This window comes from Paraliobacillus zengyii (assembly GCF_003268595.1).
GTDB lineage: Bacteria > Bacillota > Bacilli > Bacillales > Amphibacillaceae > Paraliobacillus_A > Paraliobacillus_A zengyii.
In genome coordinates this window covers 2,894,162-2,916,225 of sequence record NZ_CP029797.1, presented here as the reverse complement: position 1 = coordinate 2,916,225, position 22,064 = coordinate 2,894,162, and the positions used below count along the sequence as shown (strand labels likewise).

Here is a 22,064-nt window from a genome sequence, read left to right as displayed (position 1 = left end):
ACGTCGCAGTTGATGGTAATTCCGATGTAAGGAAATGTTATATGGTGATTATGTATTTTTTCTAATTGTAACTATATTTCATAAAACAGTTTTTGTATATTTGTGGTAAAGTAGTAGATAAGGTATTATGTAAGCGAAATCATATTGAGGGGAGTAATGGTATGACTAATAAATTGAAGTGGGGTATCTTAGCAACGGGTGGAATTGCAGCGACATTTGCCAAAGATTTAGCTTATGTAGATAACGGGGAATGCTATGCAGTTGGATCAAGGAATCTGGAACACGCGAAAAAATTTGCAGATGAACATGGCGCATCAATTGCCTATGGATCTTATCAGGAATTAGCAGAAGACCCTGATGTTGATGTTATCTATGTTGCAACACCACATCCCTATCATAAAGAAAATGTTCTAACATGTTTACGTGCAGGAAAGGCGGTATTATGTGAAAAACCATTTACTGTAAACACAGCAGAATTAGAAGAGTTAATCATATTCGCTCGCGAGAAGCAACTTTTTCTAATGGAAGCAATGTGGACACGATTCTTACCAGCAATTCAAAAAGTAAGGGAATGGTTGGATGATGATAAAATTGGAGAGGTTCAATTAGTCAAAGCTGACTTTGGTTTTCGTGCACCATGGGATCCAGAATGGCGTTTGTTAAATCCAAAACTTGGCGGGGGAGCATTACTTGATGCTGGAATCTATCCCGTATCATTTGCATCCATGGTTTTTGGAGCTAATCCTGAAAAAATAATGAGTACAGTTGAAATTGGCGAAACAGGTGTCGATGAAAGATTTTCTATGCTATTAAAGTATCAGAATGGGAAAACGGCTAGCTTAAACGGAGCAATTCGTCTAAGTTTAACAAATGAAGCTACTATTCATGGAACAAAAGGTTATATCCGAATCCCATCATTTTTGAATGCGCACGAAGCACATTTACATGTAGATAAAGAAGAGGTTGAGTCATTTGTTGATGACCGTACGTCCTCTGGTTATAAATTTGAAGCAGAAGAAGTCGGTCGTTTGCTGGAAAATGGACGATTGGAAAGTGATGTAATCTCGCTAGATCAATCACATGAGATCATGAAACTGATGGATAGAATACGGGATCAGTGGGAATTAAGATACCCATTTGAGTAATCTGAAAATAGTTTTGCAAAGTTTCATCTTGTATTGAGGTGAAACTTTTTTAACTAAAAAATCTACGTGTTATAATAAGTCCAAAACCATTTCAAATAAATGTTTGACTGTACATGTAAGGAAAGGAAGGAATACTTATGAAACTCGTAGGAATATCAGGTTCGCTAGCTGGGTGGAAGACAAATGTTCTCGTTCATGAAGTCTTATCGGCAGCAAAGGAATTTGATGAAAAGATAGAAACAGAATTAATAGATTTAAGAGATTATGATATTGAATTTGTCGATGGATCGCCCTTGGCATATTATAATGCAGATACATTTAAAGTGGTAAACAAGATTATATCGGCAGACTTTCTCGTAATAGGTTCACCAATATATCAAGCATCAATATCCGGAGCATTAAAAAATCTACTAGACCATCTACCTATAGATGCTTTCAAAGGAAAAGTAACGGGAATGGTAACCACAGCTGGATCGGCTAGTCATTTTCTGGTTTCCGAATATCAGTTAAAGCCAATTCTTTCTTACTTTAAGGGATTAGTCCCAACAATAAATGTCTTTAGTCATGATGACTCTTTTAATGAAGTAAATGAAATTATAGATCCTAATGTATCTGATAGAATTCAAAAGCTTGCAGAAGAAATGATAAATTTACAAAAAGGATTGCATGATAAAAAGTAATTCGTCAATTACTACAATCAAATTGAAAATCTTAATAAAGATAAGGGGATCGAACCTCTTATCTTTATTAAGATTTTTTAATGCCACTTTCATTTGATTTATACTTTCTTTCCTAACTGTTTACTTCGTTCCTCAATAGACGCATAGCTGTTAAGTGAAAAATTCCATTCAACTATTTATTGAATGCGAATAATGTAATTCATTTGTATATAGCTAGTTGTTATAAAACGTACCTATTATTTTATTACGCATATTTAGGAAAATGGAGATGTGTATTTTTTGTGAATACTGAACTTTTTCATTGAATACACATACCCCTATATGTATAATAAGAAATATGTAATAGCTATTGTGAATATAGGAGGAATAAGAGATGGGCAAACGTATATTAATTATAGGTGGCGTTGCAGGTGGTGCATCTGTAGCAGCCCGCATTCGACGTTTAGATGAAGAAGCTGAAATTGTAATGTTTGAAAAAGGCCCGCATGTTTCGTTTTCAAACTGTTCCTTACCATATCATTTGAGTGGTGAAATTGAAGATAGTCAACGTTTGATATTAATGAATCCAGGCAAGTTTGATGCACAATATAAAATTGAAGCGAGAACAAATAGTAAAGTAATAAAAATAAACCGAACAAAAAAAACAATAACAATAAAAAATATTCAAACGGGTAAAATATATGAAGAAGCTTATGATAAGCTGGTGCTTTCTCCAGGTGCAAATCCAATTATACCAACACTAGATGGCATAGCGAGTAACCACGTTTTTACAGTTCGAAATGTTGTGGATATTGAAAAATTAAATAATTATGTGAAACAAAAAGGAATAGAAGATGTTGTCGTCATTGGAGGCGGATTTATTGGTATAGAAGTAGCAGAAAACTTAGTACGTGCTGGTAAAAAAGTTTCACTAATAGAGGCACAAGAGCAAGTGATGACATCTTTTGATTATGATATGGTCCAAATCTTACACAAAGAAATGTTAGAGAAAGGGATCAATCTTGTTTTGAATGATGGAATTGAAAAAGTGAGAGAAAAAGTAATTTATTTACAATCAGGAAAGAAAATTAATGCACAGGCAGTTATAATGGCGATAGGTGTACGTCCAGAAACCACGTTGGCAAAAAAAGCAGACCTTGCAATTGGTGTTACGGGTGGTATAAAAGTTAATCATAATTATGTGACTACAGACAATGATATTTATGCAGTAGGGGATGCAATTGAAGTGCATCATAAGATTACACATAAAAAAACACGCTTAGCATTAGCTGGACCTGCACAACGTCAAGCACGTGCGGCTGCGGATCATATGTATGGAATTCCACATCGCAATACAGGTGTAATAGGTTCTTCAGTAATTAAAATATTTGATTTTAATGCTGTATCAACGGGTATTAATGAAAAAATGGCGCAAGCAGCGAACGTAGATTATGATTTTGTTTATGTGATTCCATCAGATAAAGTAGGTATTATGCCCAAAAGTAATGTAATGCATTTTAAATTATTATTTGAAGTACCGACTGGAAGAATTTTAGGTGCACAAGCAATTGGTAAAGGAAATGTCGATAAGCGAATAGATGTAATCGCAACGATGATTATGATGAATGGTAACTTGGAGGATTTAAAAGAGTTAGAACTTGTATATTCACCAGTTTATGGTACAGCGAAAGATGTGGTTAATTTTGCAGCATTGGTAGGTTTAAATATACTAAATGGTAATGTCAAACAAGTGAAAGTTTCAGATATGAGAGATTTAATAGAGAATAATGCCTTTATTATTGATGTGCGTGAAAGGAACGAATTTGAAGCAGGACATTTATTACATGCAAAAAATATTCCTTTAAGCGAATTCAGAAATCGTTTGGATGAGATACCGAAAGATCAGCCGGTATATATACATTGTCGTTCTGGTCAACGTAGTTATAATGCAGTAACAACGTTAAATAATTTAGGCTATAGCAATATTTATAATGTTTCGGGTTCATTTTTAGGGATTTCTTTATATGAATATTTTAATGATCAATCTAAAAACCGGAAACCAATTGTAACGGAATATAACTTTAAGTAAGTTGGTAAACTAGGAAACTAGAAGCGTACTAGTTTCTTAGTTTAACTAACAAGTTTTGGTATATAAAAATTACAAAACGATTGAAATGTGTTATTCTATTAATAAATACTATAATTACTAGGGAGAAATACATATAATGAAAAGCACAGGAATTGTTAGAAAAACGGATCATCTAGGAAGAATTGTTTTACCAAAAGAATTACGAAGCTCTCTTGGGATCGATCCTAAAGACCCTTTAGAGATTTTTACAGATAGTGAAAAGATTGTGTTACGTAAGTTTAAAGCAGAAAAGGCTTGTGCTATAACAGGTGAAGTTAGTGATGATAACCAATCATTTTTTGATGGTAAAGTTGTATTAAGTCAAGAAGGTATTGCATTACTATTAAAAGAATTACAATCAAAATAATTACGAATAAAGGCAAACATGTACTCAAAGGAGTACATGCTTGCCTTTTAAAATGTATAGTAAAATCTAACAATCTATTCAATTAAAAGTTATAATCAACACCGTTTTTATTTTTCCAATCTCCTACTAGTTTCCTTATATAAACAATTTGTCCAATGTGATAGGCATTGTGTAAAAGTAGATATGATAATGTTTCTTCCCAGGCACTTATTTTCTCTTGATCAGCGTGTTTAATTGATTGCTCCCAATCGTGTAAAATAGCATGTAATGTCACTGTTGTTGCAATCCAGCTTGTTTGTTCTTTATTCCGATAGGTTATATGATCAGACTTGAAACTTTGTTCCAATGTTTCGCCTTTGAATTTTCTAAGCTCTAGATCATTATAAAAAATTAAATGCTGAACAATCCCCTCAATTGAATTTATAATTTCCTTACGCTTTGCATCTTCTTCATTTAAACCATGTAATGCACTTTTTAATGAAAAAAACCAAGTGTTTTGTTTTTGAATTGCGTTTAATTGGTCTAAAAATATTGCTTTTGTCATTATTTTATCGCTCCTACTTGTCTAATATATAACTATTATATCGACAGAAGCGGGTCGATTATGATAATAATATAAATAGATTGGGGAATTTTTTAAAAAAAGGAGCTTGTCTCATGGAGTTACGCCAATTACACTACTTTTTTGAAGTAGCAAAACAGAAAAGTATCTCAAAAGCTGCATTAGTCCTACATGTATCGCAACCAGCATTAAGTAAAATGCTGAAGAATATGGAAGAAGAATTAGGTATGACCTTGCTGATTCGTACAAATAAAACAAGTGAATTAACAGATGCTGGTATGGTCGTTTATGAATATGCAAAAAAAATAAATAATGATTTAAAAGATATGACTACAGTTTTAAATGATCTGACAGAATTGAAACGGGGAGAAATTCATTTTGGTTTACCGCCTATTATCGGGAGCTTGTTTTTCCCGGATTTATTAGCGAAGTTTCATAAGTTGTATCCAAATATTAAAATAACAATTACTGAATATGGGGGAGCAAAAGTAGTGAAAAGCGTCCAAGAAGGGGAGTTGGACTTAGCTGTCACGGTTTTGCCAGTTGATGAGAATTTGTTTGATAGCTATCCTATTGTCAAAGAAGATATGAAAGTGATTGTGCATCGTGATCACCCACTTGCTAATCGGGATATTGTCGATTTGAGTGAATTAGGGGAAGAAGAATTTATTTTTTACCACGAAGATTTTGCATTGCATGATCTAATGTGGGAGAAATTTTTGCAGGCAGGGTATGAACCTAAAATTTTATTTAAAAGTTCACAATGGGACCTAATGTCTGAGATGGTTGTTGCTAATCTAGGTATTACGATTTTACCTAAGTCGATTTGTGAACGAGTAAAGAGTGATAGGGTTCATGTGTTAGATCTGACACCAGTCATCCCTTGGAATTTAGCAGTAATTCAGAAAAAAGATAAATATCTTTCCTTTGCAGGACGGACATTTATTCAATTTATAAAATGATCAGTGTATAACTATAAGTTATACATATTATAATAACTATGTATTTTACGAATACTCCTAGCAGTAGTATGCTGAAGATAACAAGTAATCAGTATCGGAAAAAGTAGGAGTGTTCAGGATGAGAATCGGAAAAATTTTAATACAGATTATATTTATTCATGTTTTTTTGCTATTGGCTATTGGTTTGAAGCATCTTCTTTCCATCCCTATACCGGCCTCCATGATTGGTTTAGTACTATTATTCTTGGCGTTATTTTTCAAAATCATAAAACTAGAATGGGTAGAACAAGGAGCCAATTGGTTAATGGCAGAATTATTATTATTTTTTATTCCATCAGCTGTTGGTATTGTTAATTATGATGAAATTGCTAGCTGGCAAGGTGTTGAAATTGTCTTAATTATTGGTCTTAGTACATTTATTGTGATGGCCTTGACTGCTTTTATTGCTGACTGGTTTGAGAAACCCAAAAGGACGGATGCTTAGTGAATATTATTATTGTGACGATACTAACGTTCGGTTTATACCGACTTACCAAAGCATTAAATAAAAAAGTGACATTTCCATTATTTCATCCGTTATTATTAACTCCTATTTTGATAATAGGAATTATTTTTTTATTGAAAATTCCTGCAAATAACTATATAAGTGGTGCAACATTCTTAACACATATGCTTGGACCTGCAACAATCGCATTTGCCATCCCAATATATAAACATTTAGAACTGTTAAAAAAACATATTGGAATGATTATGGTAAGTGTGACAGTCGGGTCATTAATTGCTGTGTTTACATCTTTTGGAATGTCTCTACTATTACATTTAGATAAAAATTTTTTAGTAAGTGTTCTACCTCGTTCGATTACAACTCCAATTGCTATTGAAGTTTCTAAGGATATTGGTGGACTACCAACCTTAACGACTGTATTTGTAATTATCACAGGTATTGTAGGAGGAATTATTGGACCGAGTGTAATCAAAGGTCTAGCAATCAAATCGCCAATTGCAAAAGGATTAGCACTTGGTATGAGTGCGCATGGAGTTGGGACGAATAAAGCAATAGAATACGGAGAAGAAGCTACAACTTTTTCAACACTTGCAATGATATTAGCTGCAAGTATTACAATTATTTGGGGTAAATTTCTAATCCCGAGTTTAGTAGGGTTTATTTATTAATACTACGTTTAACAATTTTAAAAAAGAGGAGCAGCATACCCAGTTTAGGGTGCTGCTCCTCCTTTTTTAGTTGATTAATCAAAAAATAGTGAACTAACAGATTCTTGATTATGAACACGTGAAATTGCATCAGCAAATAATGGTGCAACACTTAATTCTATTATCTTTTCGCTATACTTTTCTTTTGGAATATGAATACTGTTTGTTACAACCAACTCTTTAATTGGTGAATTATCAATATTTTGCTTTGCAATTCCAGATAGTACAGGATGTGTACATGTAGCGTAAACTTCTTTGGCGCCATTCTCGATTAGTGTTTTTGCCCCCATTGTTATACGTCTTCCCGTATCAACAATATCGTCAATGAGTATAGCAGTTTTTCCTTCGATGTCACCAACGACATTTAATTGAGACGAGTCAACATCTCGTGGACCTCGTCTATCTAAAATAGCAATTGGGGCATGAAGACGATCAGCGAATTGACGTGCTCTTTTGACACTACCGTGATCAGGCGCAACAACAACGACGTTTTCTAATTGTTTACCTAAGAAATAAGTAGCTAGAATAGGAATACCGGCTAACTGATCAACAGGCAAGTCGAAAAATCCTTGTGCTTGTGTTGCATGAAGATCTAGTGAAATTACACGAGAAGCGCCTGCTTTTTGAATTAAATCAGCAATTAACTTGGCCACAATTGGTTCACGTGCTTTTGTTTTACGATCTTGTCGTGCATATCCATAGTAAGGAATTACGACATTAACTGTTTTTGCAGAAGCACGTTTTAATGCATCTAGCATAATTAACATTTCCATAATGTGTTGGTCTGCTGGATCACAAGTTGATTGGATTACATATGTATCACAGCCGCGTACACTCTCTTCAATATTAATCTGTATTTCACCATCACTAAAGGTTTTAACAGAACAGTCACCTAATTCCAGACCAGACAATGTTGCAATTTCTTCTGCTAAAGCAGGATTAGAACTTAGAGTGAAAATTTTTATCTCTTCTTTTTGATATTCGATGGACACGAACGATCGCTCCTTTTCTTCATAACGATTACATATACATTCATTGTAAAACAAACGGAAGGATAATGCTAGATATCTGAACTGTTGAAAAGAAAAAATTCGACTATAACTTACAAATTAATGATGTCGCTATAAATAATTAAATTGTAAGCGTATTAATTATTTCACCTTTTACTTTAGTTATAGAGACTAACGCCTGAATTTTTGATATAATTAGTTCTTAGTAACTATACATACATATACTGACATAGAAATAAGGGAAAAGAGGAGGAAACATATGCGTTTATTAATTACAGGCGGTGCTGGTTATATAGGCAGTCATACAGCGATGTATTTGAAAGACCAAGGAGAAGAAGTAGTTATATTAGATAGTCTTCAAAAAGGACATCGTGATGCGATAGCTGATACGCCTTTTTATGAAGGAGAATTGAAAGATGAACGATTACTTGATGAGATATTCCAAACACATGATATCGACGCAGTAATTCATTTTGCAGCAGATTCTCTCGTAGGTGAGAGTGTCAAAGACCCACTTCAATATTATGAAAACAATGTAATAGGCACGCATGCTCTTCTTAAGAAAATGGTTGAATATGATATCAAGCGGTTTGTGTTTTCTTCTACAGCTGCTACATACGGGGAGCCAGATTCCGTACCAATAACAGAGGCTGATTCTACAATACCGACAAATCCTTACGGTGAGACAAAACTTGCTATTGAAAAAATGCTAAAATGGAGCGATCAAGCTTATGGCTTAAAATCAGTTTGTTTACGCTATTTTAATGCGGCGGGTGCAGATCCAAATGGACGTATTGGAGAAGATCATGATCCTGAGACACATTTAATTCCTATTGTACTTCAAGTGGCTTTGGGACAACGAGATCAGGTTTCTATTTTTGGAGATGACTATTCTACCGAAGATGGTACATGTGTCCGTGATTACATTCATGTTATTGACTTAGCACAAGCACACTATCAAGCTGTGAAAAAAATGATCGAAAAAAATGAGAGTGCGATATATAATCTAGGAAATGGCCATGGTTTTTCTGTGAAACAAGTTATCGAAACATGCAGAAAAGTTACGGAGCATGAGATTCCTACTACGGTTGTGCCGAGACGTACAGGTGACCCAGCAACACTTATTGCCTCTTCTACTAAGGCAAAAGAAGAGTTGAATTGGAATCCACAGTACGGTGACTTGGAAACAATGATCTGTCATGCATGGGATTGGCATCGGACTCATCCAGATGGATATAAAAAATAAACCGGTAAACTAGTAGTAACAATAAACAAAATGGAGGCGATTTAAATGGATTGGAAAGTAAATTTTCAAAAGTGGAATCAATATGAGCAGTTAGATACAGAATTAAAGCAACAGCTAGCTGATATTTCAACAGACGATAAATTATCGGAAGATAGCTTTTACAAGGAATTGGAATTTGGTACGGGTGGTATGCGCGGTGAATTGGGGCCAGGAACGAACCGAATGAACATATATACAATAAGAAAAGCCTGTGAGGGTTTAGCTCGTTACATAGAAGAAAACGGTGAAAAAGCGAAAACACGTGGCGTAGTCATAGCTTATGATTGTCGTTACAAATCATCGTTATTTGCAATGGAAGCTGCAAAAACATTAGGTGAACACGGTATCCAGACATACGTATTTGATAGTTTACGTGCAACACCTGAATTATCATTTGCTGTTCGTTATCTCCATGCCTATAGTGGTATAGTCATTACGGCAAGCCATAATCCACCTGAATATAATGGTTTCAAAGTTTATGGCAATGACGGTGGTCAAATTCCACCAGAAGCAGCAGAAGTCATTATTTCCAAAGTAAATGCAGTAGAAAATGAATTAGAAGTGAAAGTTGCAGATGAGGCCGGATTAAAAGATACGGGTCTATTACAAATGATTGGTGAAAAGGTCGATCAAGCTTACCAAAAACAATTAGAATCGATTATAGTAAATCGAGAGAATGTCAAAAAGGTAGCAAATGATTTTAAGATTATTTACACACCGTTACATGGAACAGGAAACATTCCTGTACGTGACGGGTTAAAGCGTATGGGCTTTAAAAACATTGAGATAGTAAAAGACCAAGAACTTCCTGATCCGAATTTTTCAACAGTTAAATCGCCAAATCCTGAAGAACATGCAGCATTTGAATTAGCAATTGAACAAGGTAAGAAAAACGGTGCAGATATTCTATTAGCGACAGATCCTGATGCGGATCGTGTAGGAGTTGCGGTTAAAGACGAATCAGGGAACTACCAGGTTTTGTCTGGAAATCAGGTTGGTGCACTTCTTTTAAATTATTTAATTACTGAGAAGAAACGTCAAGGTAAATTGTCATCAAATGCTACAGTATTAAAAACAATTGTAACTTCAGAAATAGGCCGAGATATTGCAACGAAACACGGTTTAGAAACGATTGATACTTTGACAGGCTTCAAATTTATTGGTGAAAAAATAAAAGAATTTGAAGCAAGTAGCGAGAAAAGCTTCTTGTTTGGTTACGAAGAAAGTTATGGTTATTTAATTGGTGATTTTGTTCGTGATAAAGATGCGGTACAAAGTTGTATGCTAATCGCAGAGGTTGCAGCATATTATAAAGCGCAAGGTAAAACTTTGTATCAAGGTCTGTTAGCTATTTTTGAGGAATATGGTTATTACTATGAATCATTACAATCTCTAACATTAAAAGGAAAAGACGGTGCAGAGCAAATTCAAGGTTTATTATCTGAATTCAGAAATAACCCACCAGCTACAATAGCTAACCAGAAAGTTGTAACGATTGAAGATTATCAAGCGAGTGTGCGCAAACTAGTTGCGTCTAATCAAACAGAAACAATTGAATTACCAAAATCAAATGTATTAAAATACAAATTAGCAGATGGATCATGGTTCTGTTTACGTCCTTCTGGTACAGAGCCGAAAATAAAATTTTATTTCGCAGTAACAGGAGATACACTAGAAACAACTAAAGAAAAACTACAATTAGTTGAATCAGAAGTAATGGCCCGTGTACATGCATTAACTAAATAAAGAATTTAACAAACCTAATCTTCCAATAAATTATTGAGAAGGTTGGGTTTTTATATGAAAAGAATATTTTTTGTGTAAAGGGGATGAGAAAGCTGAAAGCACTATTATTATTACGTGATGCGTTTTACGAAGCGAATCCGAAATTCATTAAAGATGTTGAAAAATTAGGAATTGAAGTAAAAGCCTTATATCATACCGATAATGGAATTGAAAAAAGTGAATTACTCTCGTATGTGAAAGATGTGGATATAATTATTGTGACAGTCGTAAAAATTGATCGAGAAGTGATTGATCAGGCTACTAATCTACAATACATTATGAAATATGGTGCGGGGTACGATAACATTGACGTTGCATACGCAAGAGAAAAGGGTATTCCCGTAACGAATGCTCCTGGTCAGAATGCACCTTCAGCAGCAGATTTAGCTTTTGGGTTAATGTTAGCTGCTGCTAGAGAGATTCCAGTAAAGGATACACAGATTAAAGCGAAGCATTGGGAACTATCTGTAGGATTTGAAGTACAGAAAAAAACATTAGGAGTGATTGGTTTTGGAGCGATTGGCAAAACTTTAGCGAAACGCGCAAGTGGGTTTGATATGGATGTTGTTGCATTTGGCAATCATAAAGACGAAGAGGCAGCTAAGTCGTTAAATGTAACATTTGTTGAATTAAAGGAATTATTAGCTGTATCTGATTTTGTAGTCATCTGTACGACGGTAAATGATCACAACCGAGAGATGATTAATAAAGAAACGTTAGGTTTAATGAAACCTACTGGCTTTTTAATTAACGTTTCACGCGGTGGTTTAGTGAAAGAAATCGATTTAATAGATGCTTTAAAAACTAGCCAAATAAAAGGTGCAGCACTCGATGTTTTTGCTGAAGAGCCGCCTACTAATGGCTTACCTTATTTACCGAATTTAATCGCAACACCTCACATTGGAGGCGCAACATTTGAAGCAATTGAGCGAACAGGGAATGTAACAATAGAAAACTTACAGCGCTTTTTAGCTGGAGAACAGCTTGAATATTTGATTAGTAATTGAAATTATTGCTCGCGTACAAATAAAAAAGCAGGAAAACCATAAGTGAGAGTGGTTTTCCTGCTTTTTTACTTTTTGTTTTAATTTCCTGCTAGTAGAAAACGGTTCTCGAGAAGGTATTATTTTGATAATTTGGAAGTATCTAAGACATAATTTGACAAGCTCATTTACGAATGCTTTTCAAAAAAACATACTATTAGTTCGACTTTTATGTATTTTAAATAAATTATAAAAACATTACAAAATATAGTGGATGTTTTTTTGGAATATTGTAGTATAATAGTCCAATAGTTCAAAAATGGAAACGTAGAAAGAGGTGTCACTTTATGGTGGATGTTAAGCGTACAACCAAAAAAAAGTCGAAAAAGAAAAAATGGCTGTTAATCATGTTAAGTGTGATTTTAGTTATAGTACTAGCAATAGTTGGTTTTGTGATTTCCGTTTATATGGATGCACAGCAAACGGTAGATAGTCAAATTCACCAACCCGTAGATACAATTGATACGGATATTGCTAAAGAGAAGATCGAAAATCAAGAACAATTAAATGTCTTATTACTTGGAACGGATCAACGTGGAGATGACCCTGGTCGTTCGGATGCACTAATGGTCCTTTCCTTAAATCCTGCAGATAACAGTTTACAAATTGTTAGTATTCCGCGAGATACAAGAACAGAGATTATTGGCCGAGGTACAGAAGATAAGATTAATCATGCTTATGCCTTTGGTGGTGTAGATATGACAATTGATACTGTAGAGAATTTTCTTGATGTAGAATTGGATTACTATGTACAGATCAATATGGAAGGTTTAGAAGGTCTTGTTGATGCTGTTGGTGGAATTACTGTTCAAAATGAAATCGATTGGGTAGATACTGGCTATTACAAAGAGGGCTATCACTATGCTGAAGGTGAGCTAAACCTTAATGGTGCAGAAACAATGGGATTTGTGCGTATGCGTAAACAAGATCCAGATGGTGATTTTGGCCGAACGAAGCGTCAACGAAAAGTTATTGAAGGCATAATTAACCAAGGAGCAAGTATTGGATCTGTGACAAAGATTGGTGATATTCTTGATGTTCTTGGTGACAATGTAGCTACCAACATGGACTTTAGTGATATGCAAGATTTATTCTTGAATTATAGTAACACGAGACAAAACGTTAGTAATTATATGTTACAAGGTCAAGGTACTACAATAGATGGTATTTACTACTTAAGTGTGTCTGATGAAGAGATTGCAAAAGTACATGACATGATAAAGAAAACCAATTAATAGAATAATAAAAAAAGCGATGCTCCTTCATTAGGAACATCGCTTTTTGCATTAAACTTTATTTTTCTTCAGAATACCTAAGAGCATTGCTGTAACAACAGTACCTACTGCGATTGCAAGTAAGTAAAGAAGTGCACTTCCTTCAACTAACCCGATAACAAAAATACCACCATGTGGAGCTTGAATTCCAATGTTAAATGCCATTGATAATGCACCTGCAACAGCTGAACCTGCAACAGCAGCAGGAATTACGCGTGCGGGATCTGCCGCAGCGAATGGGATTGCCCCTTCTGTAATAAAGGAAAGCCCCATAATAACATTTGTTCCACCTGTATCACGTTCTTGTTTTGTAAATTTGTTTTTAAAGATAAATGTTGCTAAAGCAATACCAAGTGGTGGTACCATACCTCCAGCCATGATTGCAGCATGCGGTGTAAAGAAACCATCTGCGATCATTGCAATACCAAATGTGTATGCAGCTTTATTAACTGGACCACCCATATCAACTGCCATCATACCACCTAATACCAAGCCGAGAATTACTGCATTGGCTGTACCCATTCCTTGTAACCAGCTACCAAGTGCTTCATTAAACCAAGTTACTGGTGTATCAACTACAAAGAACATAATCATACCTGTGAAAAAGATACCAAATACAGGATAAAGTAGTATTGATTTTATTCCTTCAAGTGACTGTGGTAATTTTGTTAATAACTTTTTCAATAAAAGAATAATGTAACCTGCAAGAAAACCTGCAATCAAACCACCAAGAAAACCTGATCCACCTTGTGATGCCATGAAACCGCCGACCATACCTGGAGCGAGTCCTGGCCTATCGGCAATACTCATTGCAATAAAACCAGCTAATACTGGAATCATTAATCCAAAGGCATTTCCGCCACCAATAGTATTCAATGCTTCAGCGAAACGGTTATAATCAGGATTACCTTGTACATGTGCTTCAATTCCAAACATGAAAGCAATTGCGATTAGAATTCCACCACCAACAACAAACGGTAACATGTGAGAAACACCATTCATTAAGTGTGTGTAGAAAGAATTTTGATTTGACTTCGTTGATTCTTCGTTATCGTCACTAGCACTAGCTTTTTCATCAGTTCCTTTGAAATTGGGAACTTTGCCACTTAATGCTTTATCGATTAATTCTTGTGGGCGACGAATACCGTCTGCTACAGGAACTTCTACAACTGGCTTTCCTTTGAAGCGATTCATATCCACTTTTGTATCAGCAGCTACAATAATAGCATCAGCAGATTCAATTTCTGCTGCAGTTAAAACATTTTTCGCGCCACCAGAACCTCTTGTTTCGACTTTGATATCAATGCCCATTTCTTTTGCTTTATTCTTTAAAGCATCTGCAGCCATAAATGTATGTGCAATTCCTGTTGGACAAGCTGTAACTGCTAGAATTTTCTTCTGAGAGCTATCTGTAGAAGAGGTTGATTCTTCCTCTTCTAATCTTTCTTGTTCTTTTTCATTAATAGCATTGAAAATAGCATCTTTTGTTTCTGCTTCTAACAATGTTTTACGGAAATTTTCATCCATTAACATACTAGAAAGACGTGCTAATGTTTCTAAGTGCTCATTATTAGCACCTTCTGAAGCAGCGATCATAAAGAACAGCTGACTTGGCTTTCCGTCTAAAGAATCATAATCTATACCGTCTTTACTACGTCCAAAAGCGATAGCAGGCTCTTTCACTGCTGCAGTTTTAGCATGGGGAATAGCAATCCCATCACCTATTCCTGTCGTTGTATGTTCTTCTCTTTTAACTATTTCTTGCTTAAATGTTTCTTTGTTTGCTAATTTTCCAGCATCATCTAAAGTATTGATTAATTCATCAATTACGCCAGCCTTTGAATCAGCTTTTAGATCTACTTGAATCGTGTCTTTTTTGAGTAAATCTGTTATTTTCATTTTTTACCCTCCAGTTATGCTGTATGTTTATTTTGAGAGGTTTTATAGAATTTTATACGTAATTTAAAATGCAAAAATAATTTCTAATGTTTTTCCATTATGTTTTTAACCCTTAAAGCGTTTACATAATGCTTCTAAATATCATTCTATCAACCTCTTAAATACATCTTAACCTAAGCGCTTTCAAAAATCAATCATTTTCACTCAATATCAGTCAATAATTATCATTTTTTTAACTTTTAAAAAATCTGATAAAATAAGCATAAAAGGAGTGTGAAAAAAATGGAACACAATTTTTTACATCCATAAACATCACAGCGAGAAGTAGGTGTGACAGATGAAGGAGGGAGGTAACGCAATTGATGCTGCGCTTGTATGGGTCAAAGGTGAATTACAGGTTGAATAGAATCAAGAACTGTTGGGGCAATAGCAATTTTGTGAAAATAAAGAGACATCTCTACTAAAATATGTAGAGATGTCTCTTTACCTTTAAATAGTAAGAATACATCCTAATTCGTATTCCTGTCTCCTTTTACTTTCATATATATTGATAACTGGCAAGCGTAGTTTTCCCGTAGCTCCTATAGTTTTGCGACACCATTTTTCAATGGCTGTGCCTTTGCTAATAAGAATGTGTTAAATGTAAGGAGTAGTGTGGACGTATTAGTTGGAGAAATATTCATAGCAGTGAATGAATAAACATTGTCTTAAGCTAAATGATTTTTTTACTTGGAGTTGAAATAAATTCATATATTAGCTTATCGAGTTCCTGTGAAATTTCTACAATTTCTTTTTCGTCTTTAGTTTTACTATATCTCATGTACATTTGAAGTCTTAATTGCTCTAGCTGTTCGTTTTTTATTTTTGTGTCCCCCACAATGACAGCCCCAATCGCATTATTTTTATCTGTTTTCTTGCATGTAGCGTTAATTTTTCATTCCACCTTTCCATGTGATTTTATACTATTATTTTGGTGTGTAATACATCTAACTATTGTGTAATCTACTATAATTTTACACTGAATTCAATAGATTGTAAACATAGGTAATTTTTGTTTTTTTGTCGAAGTTTGTGTTGTTAGTGACTTTATTGACATGTTTCTAAAAAAACATAAAAAGATCTAACAATTTACAACAAATTTAGTTTTTGTGAAAAAAAGAAACTATTTCATCGTTAGATGAAATAGTTTCTTTAAAATCAACCTGTGTTCCGTAAACCAGCTGCAATACCATTAATTGTAAGTAAAACTTCTGTTAATAGTTCATTCATTTCGTCTGAATCTTCTTCAGCTTCACGAAGTTTCGTGATTAAGTTTACTTGTATCAAATTAAGTGGATCAACTAGAGGATTACGTAACCTAACAGATTCTTTTATGTTTGGTTTATGATCCATTAACTCGTCTTGTTTTGAAATTTTTAATACCAAGGATTTTGTTAGATTATATTCTTCTTTAATTTGATCAAAAATTCTAGCTTGAATAATTGGATCTTCCACCATTTTTGTATACTCACTAGCTGTAGTTAGGTCAGCTTTGGTAAGTGCCATTTGTAAGTTATTAACGGTTGCTTGGAAGAATGGCCAAGTTTGATACATGTGTTGGAGCAATTCAAGATCTCCAGTTTCTTCTATGAATTTATTAATGCCTGTTCCTGCAGCGTACCAGGCAGGTAGTAATTGTCTGCTTTGTGTCCAAGCAAATACCCAAGGAATAGCTCGCAAGTCTTCGAATCGATTACTACCTTTACGTTTCATTGGTCTTGAACCAATATTCAAGGCACCTAATTCATTTAAAGGGGTCGCTTGGTTAAAGTAAGTTAAGAAACCTTCATCTTTAAAGATTAACGCTTGATATTTTTCTAACGCATAGTCAGAAATTTTACCCATTGCGCTTGATGCTTTGGTATTTGGCATTTCCTTCTGTTCTGGTATATCAGTAAAGCCTGCAATTGCGGTCATCATAGTAGTTGTTGCCTGCTCTAAACTACGATATGCAATATCACTTAGTAAATAACGTGAAGAAAGCACTTCACCTTGTTCTGTGATTTTCACACCGTCTCCAAGTGTAACTGGTGGTTGTGATAATAGGCTAGAGTAAAGTGGACCACCGCCACGACCCAATGAACCACCACGTCCATGGAAATACTTCAACTTCACACCATAAGAAGCAGCGATAGAGTGGATCTCTTCTTGTGCTTTATAAAGCTCCCAGTTAGCTGTTAGTGTTCCGCCATCTTTACTACTATCGGAATAGCCAAGCATGATCTCTTGCAAGTCACCACGAACTTCTAAGTGTTTGCGATAAAGCGGAATATCCAATAAGTTTTTAATGATCTCTGGTCCATCCTTCAAGTCATCAATTGTTTCGAGTAATGGTGCGACATGTAAACGACTCATGACTGATCCATCAGGATACACACGATATAGACCTACTTCTTTTGCTAAAACAAGTACTTCTAATAAGTCACTTACAGAAGCTGTCATACTAATTAAGTAAACTTCAATTGCCCGTTCACCAAAAGTATCTTTAGCGTCTTTTATTGTTCGGAATGTATTGATCATCTCTTGTGTTCCTTCAGAGAATTCATCATAAACAGAAATTAGTGGACGTGGATCTTCTAGTACTTTAATAAGCAAGTTCATTTTCTCTTTCTCTTCTAAATCTTTATAAGATGAAGTGATATTTACTTGACGTAAAATTTCTGTAAGGGTTGCTTCGTGTTCTCCACTATGATTACGAACATCAAGTGTAGCAAGATGAAAACCGAATACTTCAACTTGGCGAATTACTTTGCGTAATAGTTTCACAGGTGTTTGAGTAGGATGATGTTGGCTCAAACTGTCCTGCATTAAGTATAGATCATCGACTAATTCTTGAGCTGATTTATAGCCAAGTTCATGATCTTCTTCCGTATAAGTCAAGCGTTTTAGCATAAGACCAAGTTTAATCCGATATACTTCGTCTTCTTTATGCCAACCATTATAGTCTAATTCTTCTTGATCTTCTTCGATTGATTTGAATAATTCATCGGTAATAGTTACTTTTCGAGCAGACTGACTAAGTAGTTCTTTTAACTTGTCTAATGAATCTTTGTATTTACTAAGTACAAGTTCACGATGTGTTTGCAACGTTTTAAATGTAGTTTCTGCTTTAACGTTAGGGTTTCCATCACGATCTCCGCCTATCCAAGAACCGAAACGTAAAAACGATGGGACATGCCAGCGTTTATTATATTTTTCATACAATAAATCTTCTAGATCTTGATGTAATTGTGGTAACACATCAAATAAAACTTTATCAAAGAAATATAGACCATTTGAAACTTCTTTCATTACAGAAGGTTTTTTCTGGCGAATTTCAGATGATTGCCACAGAATTGTAATTTCATTTTCAATTGTTTCTTCAATTACTTTTTTAGAATACCGTGTACTTGAATAGTCTGAAGCTTTTAATAAGTCAGCAATACGCTGGTGAATTCTAAGCATTGTTCGTCTTGTAGCTTCTGTTGGATGTGCAGTAATAACAAGTTCTAGTGACAACTTGTCTAACAGTTCGCCAATTTTTTCTGGTGTAACATCATTTTCAAATAACGTATTTACACCTTCCTCAAGTGAACCAGGTTGGATGATTGTCTCATCCTGTGCCTGATACTCTCTACGGCGTCTACTGCGGTAGTTTTGCTCTGCAATATTAAAAAGATGCAGATTTGTAGAGAAGGCACGTATAACATTCTGTCGTAATGGATGTTCAAGTTGACTAACTTCCTGTTTTATTTGTAGGTAAACACTAGAATCTTTTGTATCACGTAAGGATTTAGTGAGGGAGCGCATTTTATTGACTTTTTCAAGTAATTCCTCCCCACCTTCGTGGAATAAAACTTTATCCAGGATTTTATTCAAATATTCAACGTCTCGATGCAAGGATACGGTAGCTAACTGATCAGTATTTGTTTGCATGTGTTCACTTCCTTTCGAAAATTTGATAAAAATTGAGAATATTCACATATTTGTTTTTAGAAATAGTGTGATTCGTAGTTACACGGTTCTCTTATTGGTACATAGATATATCATAACATGTTTTTTTAGATATAATAACTGAAAAGTTTGTAACTTTATCTTACATAAAGCATATCTATCTTAATAGTAGAATGAAACAAGAAAAAAATCAAATAAATCATCTTAAATTAAGATTATAAATAAATTGGAGTTGAAACTATAAGTCACTCACTCAAATAATATGTAAATTTTTAAAAAAACTATTGATAGCGTTTACATTATTGTGTATGATAAAGAAGTAGCAAGCTAGCTGCATCCCTTCGCAAGTATTTGCCTGTACTATATTATTGTTCGAATTTTGATTTGTACAATAATATAGTGCAGGTATTTTTTTGTGCATTTGAATAAAAAAGGTTGGCACAATAAGATTAAATGACGGTTTAAATATGTTTAATCCGAAAATGTCCTGGGGAAAATGTAATATATAATATAGTGGTTGGTAAAAAGAGATAGAAGCAAAAAAGCTGTTAAATAGGAATGTGCGTTCCTGAAAGCATGAATTATTCAACCGCTACATACACTATAGTGTAAGGAGGGATATTATGCGAAAACGTTACAAACAAATAGATGAAGAGTATGAAGATCATTATGCCTCAACAACTAATGAAAAAGAAATAGCGAGTAATGAGGAATTAATGAAGTATACGAACAAGAATAATACAATCCCCGTTGATTTGACAAAGCATGATCGCTAAAACAAACAAAAGCAGTGTTCTCAGGTGAGAACACTGCTTCTTCTAATAATGTGAGCACCGCCGGAAAAACAGGTCACTCCGCTGGAATAACGCTTGTACCGCCGGAAAAACAGGTCACTCCGCCGGAATAATGCTTGTACCGCCGGAAAAACAGGTCGCTCCGCCGGAATACCGCGTGTATCGCCGGAAAAGCACGCCGCACCGCCGGAATAATAACTCGCATCATTACGCCTAAGTATCTGCTATGCCCAAATATGCATTAATTGCGATAAGAACCGTAATCTAAAATTAATTAGTTACTTCGATGTTGTGGATGTGTATCCGATACAATGTCTAAATCGGCAGCTTCAGCATTTTTGGTAACTTGTTCTGGGTTTTTACAGCCAGGAATAACAGTGGTAACAGCAGTGTGCTTGAGACACCATCCTAATGCCCAAGTAGCCATAGGAACATCTTTTGGAACTTCTGAATTTGCAATTTCCTCTACTAATGCTAATTTTTTTGCTGTCTCTTCTTTATCATGACGTGAGCGAACATCAGAAGTTTCAAAGGTAGCTCCTGGTTTGTACTTGCCACTCAGATAGCCACTTGCAAGTGGTACGCGAGCTAATACGCCGAGCTTATTCTGTTGAGCAATAGGAAAGATTTCCTCTTCAGGTGCTTGATCTAAGCAATTGTAGACAACTTGGATAGATGTTGCCCCAACCTCACGAGCAGCTTGCGTTTGATAAGGATTTTTATTTGATTTTAGTGAAATACCAAGATGGCGTATTTTCCCTGCCTGTTTTTGCTTATCTAACATTGTCCATAAAGCATCATTTTTAAATTCCTCATCTGTACAAGAATGTGCTTGATAAAGATCAATGTACTCTGTTTTGAGCGATTTTAATGATTGATCAAGCTGTTTTAATACGTCATCAGCCTGCCAATGTCTTGTGCGTTCAAAATTATTGTGGAAGTGATGGCCAAATTTTGTTGCGAGAATCCAATCTTCTCGGTTATGTGAATGAAGATAATTACCAATAAATTCCTCAGATAAATGATCGCCATAGCACTCCGCAGTATCTAGTAAGTTGATGCCTTTTTCATTTGCCTTATCTAGAATTGCATCGACTTCTTTTTGGGTGAAGTCTTTTCCCCATTCACCTCCAAATTGCCAAGTACCTAGTCCAATTACGGAAACGTCTAAGTCTGTTTCACCAAGTCTTCTGTATTTCATTTTGTCACCTCATCGTTAAATTTTGTTATTAATAATATCGTAACATAATTAAATAAAAAAAGAGGCACCCAACGAATTGGATGCCAAAGGGGGACAATCTAAATTGAAAAAAATAATATATCTTCTTCATTATGTGAATGAAAAATGATCATTCTTTTTCATAAATAAAAGATATAAAGTTAATTTGTAACCGTTTTCATTATATAATAATTTAGGGTGAATTCCATCCTACAAAAGTCCTGTTTTAATTCGATTACTGTAATTGAGATGAAAATGACCGAATAGAACTTGAATTTCTAATGAAATCATCTAAGCTAGTAAAATAGGGGGGGATCTTAAATGTTTCGTGCCATTCATCATATTGCCATTATCTGTTCGGATTATCAGATTTCAAAAGATTTTTACACAACTAAATTAGGCCTGGATGTTCTCAAAGAAACATACAGAGCAGATAGAGATTCTTATAAGCTTGATCTCGCTATCGGTTCTACCTATGTGATTGAATTATTCTCATTTCCAAATGCACCAAATAGACCTAGTTATCCAGAAGCACAAGGACTACGACATCTTGCATTCACAGTAGAAGATATCGAAAAAACGATAACACGCCTAAATGATCAAGGAGTAGAAACAGAGCCCATTCGAATAGATGAATTGACAAAGAAAAAATTTACTTTTTTTAGTGATCCAGATGGATTGCCATTGGAGATTTATCAAGCATAAAAACATAAGAATAGACGAGCAAAAAATGCTCGTCTATCACTTT

General features: G+C 34.8%; 19 protein-coding genes and 1 riboswitch. Of the genes, 13 read left to right on the top strand and 6 right to left on the bottom strand.

What is annotated here, in order from left to right; genetic code table 11:
• Positions 1–161: 161 nt before the first annotated feature.
• The 4 genes from DM447_RS14725 to DM447_RS14710 all read left to right on the top strand — a co-directional run bounded on the left by DM447_RS14725 (position 162) and on the right by DM447_RS14710 (position 4,299).
• Complete coding sequence (locus tag DM447_RS14725) at positions 162–1,145, top strand: Gfo/Idh/MocA family protein (RefSeq protein ID WP_112181944.1); 984 nt, start codon at positions 162–164, stop codon at positions 1,143–1,145.
• Positions 1,146–1,282: 137 nt separating this feature from the next.
• Positions 1,283–1,825: an NADPH-dependent FMN reductase gene (locus DM447_RS14720; RefSeq protein WP_112181943.1), complete on the top strand. Its 543-nt coding sequence runs from the start codon at positions 1,283–1,285 to the stop codon at positions 1,823–1,825.
• Between the two features lie 373 nt (positions 1,826–2,198).
• The gene (locus DM447_RS14715) at positions 2,199–3,893 is read left to right on the top strand and encodes an FAD-dependent oxidoreductase (RefSeq protein ID WP_112181942.1); all 1,695 of its coding nucleotides are present in this window, start codon (positions 2,199–2,201) and stop codon (positions 3,891–3,893) included.
• A gap of 136 nt (positions 3,894–4,029) precedes the next feature.
• Positions 4,030–4,299 carry an AbrB/MazE/SpoVT family DNA-binding domain-containing protein gene (locus DM447_RS14710; protein WP_112181941.1) on the top strand — a complete coding sequence of 90 codons (270 nt, stop codon included), beginning with the start codon at positions 4,030–4,032 and terminating at the stop codon, positions 4,297–4,299.
• 82 nt (positions 4,300–4,381) lie between these two features.
• On the opposite strand, the gene DM447_RS14705 is transcribed toward DM447_RS14710, so the two are convergent.
• Entirely contained in the window at positions 4,382–4,843 is a 462-nt protein-coding gene (locus tag DM447_RS14705) for a DinB family protein (RefSeq protein ID WP_112181940.1), read from the bottom strand.
• A 113-nt stretch (positions 4,844–4,956) separates the two neighbouring features.
• Here DM447_RS14705 and DM447_RS14700 point away from each other — a divergent pair, with 113 nt between their 5' ends.
• From DM447_RS14700 to DM447_RS14690, 3 genes are all read left to right on the top strand, one after another.
• The gene (locus DM447_RS14700) at positions 4,957–5,823 is read left to right on the top strand and encodes a LysR family transcriptional regulator (RefSeq protein ID WP_112181939.1); all 867 of its coding nucleotides are present in this window, start codon (positions 4,957–4,959) and stop codon (positions 5,821–5,823) included.
• Between the two features lie 118 nt (positions 5,824–5,941).
• On the top strand, positions 5,942–6,307 hold the full coding sequence (locus tag DM447_RS14695; protein ID WP_112181938.1) for a CidA/LrgA family protein: 366 nt from the start codon (positions 5,942–5,944) through the stop codon (positions 6,305–6,307).
• Positions 6,307–6,996, top strand: a complete 690-nt coding sequence (locus DM447_RS14690) for an LrgB family protein (RefSeq protein ID WP_112181937.1) — start codon at positions 6,307–6,309, stop codon at positions 6,994–6,996. The genes DM447_RS14695 and DM447_RS14690 overlap by 1 nt, the downstream gene beginning before the upstream one ends.
• Before the next feature lie 74 nt (positions 6,997–7,070).
• Here DM447_RS14690 and DM447_RS14685 read toward each other — a convergent pair whose 3' ends face one another.
• On the bottom strand, positions 7,071–8,027 hold the full coding sequence (locus DM447_RS14685; protein WP_112181936.1) for a ribose-phosphate diphosphokinase: 957 nt from the start codon (positions 8,025–8,027) through the stop codon (positions 7,071–7,073).
• A 277-nt stretch (positions 8,028–8,304) separates the two neighbouring features.
• Here DM447_RS14685 and galE point away from each other — a divergent pair, with 277 nt between their 5' ends.
• The 4 genes from galE (at position 8,305) to DM447_RS14665 (ending at position 13,393) form a co-directional block, all read left to right on the top strand.
• On the top strand, positions 8,305–9,291 hold the full coding sequence (gene galE / locus DM447_RS14680) for a UDP-glucose 4-epimerase GalE (protein WP_112181935.1): 987 nt from the start codon (positions 8,305–8,307) through the stop codon (positions 9,289–9,291).
• A 45-nt stretch (positions 9,292–9,336) separates the two neighbouring features.
• Positions 9,337–11,076 (top strand): phospho-sugar mutase, encoded by a 1,740-nt coding sequence (locus DM447_RS14675; protein ID WP_112181934.1) that lies wholly within the window; start codon positions 9,337–9,339, stop codon positions 11,074–11,076.
• 83 nt (positions 11,077–11,159) lie between these two features.
• Entirely contained in the window at positions 11,160–12,122 is a 963-nt protein-coding gene (locus tag DM447_RS14670) for a phosphoglycerate dehydrogenase (protein ID WP_112181933.1), read from the top strand.
• Between the two features lie 323 nt (positions 12,123–12,445).
• Complete coding sequence (locus tag DM447_RS14665; RefSeq protein ID WP_112181932.1) at positions 12,446–13,393, top strand: LCP family glycopolymer transferase; 948 nt, start codon at positions 12,446–12,448, stop codon at positions 13,391–13,393.
• Positions 13,394–13,444: 51 nt separating this feature from the next.
• On the opposite strand, the gene DM447_RS14660 is transcribed toward DM447_RS14665, so the two are convergent.
• The 3 genes from DM447_RS14660 to ppc form a co-directional block, all read right to left on the bottom strand.
• Entirely contained in the window at positions 13,445–15,331 is a 1,887-nt protein-coding gene (locus DM447_RS14660; RefSeq protein ID WP_112181931.1) for a PTS fructose transporter subunit IIABC, read from the bottom strand.
• 546 nt (positions 15,332–15,877) lie between these two features.
• A riboswitch (cyclic di-GMP riboswitch) is annotated at positions 15,878–15,959 on the bottom strand.
• A gap of 84 nt (positions 15,960–16,043) precedes the next feature.
• The gene (locus DM447_RS14655) at positions 16,044–16,208 is read right to left on the bottom strand and encodes a Spo0E family sporulation regulatory protein-aspartic acid phosphatase (RefSeq protein WP_112181930.1); all 165 of its coding nucleotides are present in this window, start codon (positions 16,206–16,208) and stop codon (positions 16,044–16,046) included.
• Positions 16,209–16,528: 320 nt separating this feature from the next.
• Positions 16,529–19,285, bottom strand: coding sequence for a phosphoenolpyruvate carboxylase (gene ppc, locus DM447_RS14650; protein WP_112181929.1), 2,757 nt, complete (start codon positions 19,283–19,285; stop codon positions 16,529–16,531).
• Positions 19,286–19,926: 641 nt separating this feature from the next.
• Here ppc and DM447_RS18395 point away from each other — a divergent pair.
• On the top strand, positions 19,927–20,079 hold the full coding sequence (locus tag DM447_RS18395; RefSeq protein WP_157967331.1) for a hypothetical protein: 153 nt from the start codon (positions 19,927–19,929) through the stop codon (positions 20,077–20,079).
• A 292-nt stretch (positions 20,080–20,371) separates the two neighbouring features.
• Here DM447_RS18395 and DM447_RS14645 read toward each other — a convergent pair whose 3' ends face one another.
• Positions 20,372–21,298 (bottom strand): aldo/keto reductase, encoded by a 927-nt coding sequence (locus DM447_RS14645; RefSeq protein ID WP_112181928.1) that lies wholly within the window; start codon positions 21,296–21,298, stop codon positions 20,372–20,374.
• Positions 21,299–21,637: 339 nt separating this feature from the next.
• Between DM447_RS14645 and gloA2 the strand changes: the two genes are divergently transcribed.
• Complete coding sequence (gene gloA2, locus DM447_RS14640; RefSeq protein WP_112181927.1) at positions 21,638–22,021, top strand: SMU1112c/YaeR family gloxylase I-like metalloprotein; 384 nt, start codon at positions 21,638–21,640, stop codon at positions 22,019–22,021.
• The last annotated feature ends 43 nt before the right edge of the window (positions 22,022–22,064 follow it).

Coding starts and splice junctions, on each gene's coding strand:
- DM447_RS14710 (WP_112181941.1), top strand. CDS start 4,030: ATGAAAAGCACAGGAATTGTTAGAAAAACGGATCATCTAGGAAGAATT.
- DM447_RS14705 (WP_112181940.1), bottom strand. CDS start 4,843: ATGACAAAAGCAATATTTTTAGACCAATTAAACGCAATTCAAAAACAA.
- gloA2 (WP_112181927.1), top strand. CDS start 21,638: ATGTTTCGTGCCATTCATCATATTGCCATTATCTGTTCGGATTATCAG.
- DM447_RS14700 (WP_112181939.1), top strand. CDS start 4,957: ATGGAGTTACGCCAATTACACTACTTTTTTGAAGTAGCAAAACAGAAA.
- DM447_RS14675 (WP_112181934.1), top strand. CDS start 9,337: ATGGATTGGAAAGTAAATTTTCAAAAGTGGAATCAATATGAGCAGTTA.
- DM447_RS14645 (WP_112181928.1), bottom strand. CDS start 21,298: ATGAAATACAGAAGACTTGGTGAAACAGACTTAGACGTTTCCGTAATT.
- DM447_RS14725 (WP_112181944.1), top strand. CDS start 162: ATGACTAATAAATTGAAGTGGGGTATCTTAGCAACGGGTGGAATTGCA.
- DM447_RS14660 (WP_112181931.1), bottom strand. CDS start 15,331: ATGAAAATAACAGATTTACTCAAAAAAGACACGATTCAAGTAGATCTA.
- DM447_RS14670 (WP_112181933.1), top strand. CDS start 11,160: ATGAGAAAGCTGAAAGCACTATTATTATTACGTGATGCGTTTTACGAA.
- DM447_RS18395 (WP_157967331.1), top strand. CDS start 19,927: ATGCGAAAACGTTACAAACAAATAGATGAAGAGTATGAAGATCATTAT.
- DM447_RS14715 (WP_112181942.1), top strand. CDS start 2,199: ATGGGCAAACGTATATTAATTATAGGTGGCGTTGCAGGTGGTGCATCT.
- ppc (WP_112181929.1), bottom strand. CDS start 19,285: ATGCAAACAAATACTGATCAGTTAGCTACCGTATCCTTGCATCGAGAC.
- DM447_RS14665 (WP_112181932.1), top strand. CDS start 12,446: ATGGTGGATGTTAAGCGTACAACCAAAAAAAAGTCGAAAAAGAAAAAA.
- galE (WP_112181935.1), top strand. CDS start 8,305: ATGCGTTTATTAATTACAGGCGGTGCTGGTTATATAGGCAGTCATACA.
- DM447_RS14720 (WP_112181943.1), top strand. CDS start 1,283: ATGAAACTCGTAGGAATATCAGGTTCGCTAGCTGGGTGGAAGACAAAT.
- DM447_RS14695 (WP_112181938.1), top strand. CDS start 5,942: ATGAGAATCGGAAAAATTTTAATACAGATTATATTTATTCATGTTTTT.